Raw genomic sequence first — 1,309 nt, forward strand, 5'->3', positions numbered from 1 at the left:
TGCTACCGCTGGAAGAGTCCATGCTGCAGCTGCCGAACCGAAGTTACCCCAGCCACCATATACACCTTCTGCTAAGCCAACCGTCTTCGCAGGGAACCATTCTCCCACCATACGAATACCGATAACAAAACCCGCACCAATAAAGCCACACAAGAAACGGAATAAGGCTAACTGCTCATAAGTTTGAGCTAGAGCAAAACCCCAACAAAGAAACGCCGACACCATCAACAACAAGCTATAAACAGCGCGCGGCCCAAACTTATCCACCAACATCCCGACAACAATACGCGCTGGTATAGTAAGTGCAACGTTAAGGATCAATAACGCCTTCCACTGGGCATTACTCATATCAAATGCTGCCATAATGAAAGGCTTCATTGGCGCATGACTGAACCACATCACGAAGGTCAAAAAGAATGCAAACCAGGTAAAGTGCAATATTTGTGTCGGTCGACTGGAAAAATCCAATAACCTTAATCGAGCTTCAGACATGCGGGGTTCCTTAAATAGATTGAATGAAAACTAGGCCACCATAATCAAAAGTCGATCCAACTAAGATTTTTTTCTTTACTTTCAACAAGATAAAAACAGATAATTACACAAACGACTTGCGCACAGACAGATTCCAACATATCCTCCAGCCAAAACGCACCATTCTGAAGCAATAGAAAGACTACCTTTTACTTCTCGCACCATATTACGCTCGCAAAACCTAAGCTATCACATGAAACAGCTTTACCAAGGAGCACACCAACTCATTGTGCACTATTTGAACAACCTGCATACAAACAATCTGCCCAAAAATCCAGCGTAAACCTAGGTACCTCAATCAAGACTTACCAAATTGGTGCCTTCATGACAGTGAAGAGCTACCCTACGCTTGACCCAAAGACCTATAAGAACGCTCAACACTACAATCGATAGTACCTTCCAGTCATTTATCTATGAAACTCTGGGCATAAAAAAACCGGCCTGAGCCGGTTCGGTTTTTTTTCACTCAGATACGCTTACAAATTATCAAGCGCTGAATTAAAGGTATCACTTGGTCTCATCGCCTTAGTCGCTTTCGCCACATCAGGATGGTAGTAACCGCCAATATCGACAGGCTTACCTTGCACAACCGTCATTTCAGCAAGAATAGTCGACTGCTGCTCTTCTAATGTCTTAGCCAGCGCTGCAAAGCGCTCTTTTAGCTCAAGGTTATCATCTTGCGCAGCAAGCGCTTTAGCCCAATACAAGGCCAAGAAGAAGTGGCTACCACGGTTATCCAGCTCACCAGACACTCGTGACGGTGACTTATTTTCTTCCA

The 1,309-nt window shown here is 44.5% G+C and carries 2 protein-coding genes; both read right to left on the reverse strand.

Features of this window, described 5'->3' with window-relative positions:
• Nucleotides 1–492 (reverse strand): MFS transporter (locus A3735_RS22975; RefSeq protein ID WP_156499850.1); only part of this gene is annotated, 492 nt, incomplete at its 3' end.
• 515 nt (nt 493–1,007) lie between these two features.
• A partial coding sequence (locus A3735_RS22980) for an NADP-dependent isocitrate dehydrogenase (RefSeq protein WP_197485990.1) occupies nt 1,008–1,309 on the reverse strand: 302 nt, incomplete at its 5' end.

It is taken from the genome of Oleiphilus sp. HI0061 (assembly GCF_001635675.1).